The organism is Bacteroidota bacterium, from assembly GCA_034723125.1.
Lineage (GTDB): Bacteria > Bacteroidota > Bacteroidia > CAILMK01 > JAAYUY01 > JAYEOP01.
In genome coordinates this window covers 1-3,333 of the sequence record JAYEOP010000219.1, presented here as the reverse complement: position 1 = coordinate 3,333, position 3,333 = coordinate 1, and the positions used below count along the sequence as shown (strand labels likewise).

At 26.9% G+C, this 3,333-nt stretch carries 1 protein-coding gene; it reads left to right on the top strand.

The window, feature by feature from the left end; all coding sequences use genetic code 11:
- Positions 1–344 precede the first annotated feature (344 nt).
- Positions 345–2,870, top strand: coding sequence for a tetratricopeptide repeat protein (locus U9R42_06215; protein MEA3495614.1), 2,526 nt, complete (start codon positions 345–347; stop codon positions 2,868–2,870).
- Positions 2,871–3,333 lie beyond the last annotated feature (463 nt).

Sequence of the window (3,333 nt, the reverse complement as noted above, 5' to 3'; positions counted from 1 at the left end):
TTCACGATTCATGGGATGGAAAATACAAAGGAAAAGTCTGTCCGGTAGGAGCGTATTATTATCAAATTTACGCTAAGGGAACTATGGGGAAAAGGGAGAATTTTAAGGGGAGTGTTTTGATTTTGAGATAAAAGACAGTCCACAGTCGGCAGTCAACAGTTCGCAGTTAAGTTCCTAATAAACAAATCACCAAATCACCAAATAAACAGATCACCAAATCACCAATTCATAAAACTGCCAAAATAAAAAACTGGATATTTTTTAAAATATATTTGGAACTTACTAATTATTTGTTTTACATTTGAAATACAAAAGAATTATAATTCTATACAAATATTCTCTATATGAATAAACTATTATTTGTTTTTGTTTTAACAATTATTTGTGCTAATACTGTTTTTGTCGTTTCCGCTACTTCAATTGATAGCTTAAAGAATGAACTTTCAAGCTCAACAACAGTTGAAAAGATTGACATTTACAATGAATTGTCAAGAACATGTAAAAGTCCTAAAAAAGCTATAAATTATGGACTGAAGGCATTGGAGCTTTCCCAAAAAGAAAATGAAAAGAAAAAACAAAGTATCTCTTGTGGGAATATTGCTTACGGATATTATTTTTCAAATAACTATCCTATGGCAATAAAATATTTTAAACAAAGTGTTGAACTTGAAATAGAATTAGCGGATATTGATAAAGTGGCTAAAGGATACAACAATCTTGGAGTTGTTTCACAAGTGATTGGAGATTACGAGAATGCAATAATTTACTTTCAAAAATCATTAAAAATAAAATTGGAATTTGATGATAAAAATAGTAGTGTAAAAACAATCTGTAATCTTGCAGTAGTTTATCAAAGTTTAGGCAATACTCATAAAGCTCTTGAATATAACCAAAAAGCTATAAAAATATATAAAACAATTAACGATAACAAGGGTTTGGCTGATGTATTTAATAATATTGGTGTAAACTATGAGTCATTAAATGAAAAAAATAAAGCATTAGAATATTACAATAAATCATTGGCAATTAAAAAGGAACTAAATGATAAAAGAGGAATGGCTAACTCATTAAACAACATTGGATTAGTTTATTATTCTTTAGAAAATTATGACAAATGCACTAAGAATTTTCAAGAATCATTATTGATAAGAAAAAGGATTAATGATAAATATGGAATAGCTTCCTCCTATATAAATTTTGGAAAGCTTTATCTTAAAACTAATAAATATAATGAAGCAAAAAAATATTCTCATCTTGCTTTAAATATTTCAAAAGATATTGGTCTTAAAGAAATCGAAAAACGAGCTTATGAAAACCTTCATAAAGTAAGTAAATTACTTGGAAATTATAAAGATGCTTATAACTATTACTACTTATGTTCAGCAATTAAAGATTCAATATTTAATGAAGAAAGTGTAAAAAGAATAGAACGTTTACAAATTAAATTTAAAACTTATGAAATAATAAAAGAAAATGAATTGCTAAATAAAAATATTGAGATACAAAAATTTGAAATAGAGCATCATAAATATATTCGGAATATTATTATTATTCTTGGTATTTTAATTTTAACAATATTATCATTGATTATTTGGATTTGGCTTTACTTCCGTAAACGAAAAGAAGAAAAAAAGTTGGCATTACTAAATATAGAATTAGAAAAAAGAGTTGATTCGAGAACAAATTATCTAGAAAAAGAAATAAATGAAAGAAAAAAGATTGAAGAAGAATTAAAAATATCAAAAATAAAAGCAGAAGAAAATACAAAAGTAAAATCACAATTTTTGGCAGAAATGAGCCATGAAATAAGAACTCCAATGAATGGGATTATTGGTCTGTCTGAAATTTTAAGAGAAGAAAAGCTTACTGAATATCAACAAGAGCTATTAGATATTATTTACAATTCAGGAAATGACCTGCTACGAATAATTAATGATATATTGGATGTTTCAAAAATTGAAGCAGGTCAATTTGAATTAGTTGAAGAAAAATTTGATTTAATAAATAAAATTAATGAAGTAGTAAAATTGCTTAAAATAAAAGCAAAAATAAGAAATTTAGAATTGTCATTACATTTTATTAATGATGTCCCCTCTCCTTTAATTGGCGATCCTGTACGCTTAAATCAAATAATAATCAATATTGTAAATAACGCTCTAAAGTTTACTAAGAAAGGTGAAATTAAAATAATTATTGAAACTCTTGAGGAACAAAAAGACAGTGCAAAAATAAAAATAAGTGTTAAAGATACTGGTGTTGGGATAAATAAAAAAGGATTAGAAAGTATTTTTAAAGCATTTTCAACATCAAGGACAGAATCAACAAAAAAAATTGAAGGAACAGGCTTGGGACTCACTATTTCAAAAGAACTTGTAAAACAAATGCAAGGTGAAATATATGTTGAGAGTGAAGTCGGTAAAGGTTCAGTATTTTGGTTTATAGTTGTTTTAAAAAAATCCATTGAAAAAACTCAACCTAAAAAAAGGAAAACAATAAAAAGCAAGTTGCATGTTCTTGTTGTTGAAGATAATCCAATGAATCAACAACTTTTAAAAAAAGTATTGTTACAAAGGAACTATACTGTTGAAATAGTTGCTAACGGCAAAATAGCTGTGGAGAAATACAAAACTGAAAATTTTGATCTTGTACTTATGGATATTAGTATGCCTGTAATGGATGGATACCAAGCTACCTTAGAAATCAGAAAATTTGAAAAAGAAGAAAACAAAAAAGCCGTAAACATTGTTGCTGTTACAGCAAAAGCTGTAAAACAAGATAAACAAAAATCTCTTGAAGTGGGAATGAATGATTTCCTAAACAAACCATTTAGATCTGAACAACTTTTTGAAATTATTGATAATTTGGAATGATAGCGAGCTAATACCATTTTTTTTTAACTTCAAGTACTTTAGGCACTTCTTTTTGTTTATTCGGTTATCTGTTTATTTGAAAGTTTTTGAGGAATTGTTTATTTGGTGATTTGTTTATATTTTCTCGCAAAGACGCTAAGAACGCAAAGAAGAATTGTTTATTTGTTTATATTTTCTCGCAAAGACGCCCCGATACAGTCATTCTTCCTTATGGGGCAAGCAAAGAACGCTAAGAAGAATTGTTGAATTGTTTATCTGTTTATTTGTTTATTTGAAAGCATTTGTGAAACTCTTTGCTGAGTTGTTAAAATTTTAATTTTTAGCTTTTAGTTTTTAACTCTAAGTACTTCTTTTTGTTTATTTGAAAGCTTTTGAGATACTTTTTGCTGGGGTTTAAATTTTAATAGCATTAGTTATCCGTAACACATAACTCTAAGTACTTTAGGCACTTTAAGTACTCTAA

Coding starts and splice junctions, on each gene's coding strand:
- U9R42_06215 (MEA3495614.1), top strand. CDS start 345: ATGAATAAACTATTATTTGTTTTTGTTTTAACAATTATTTGTGCTAAT.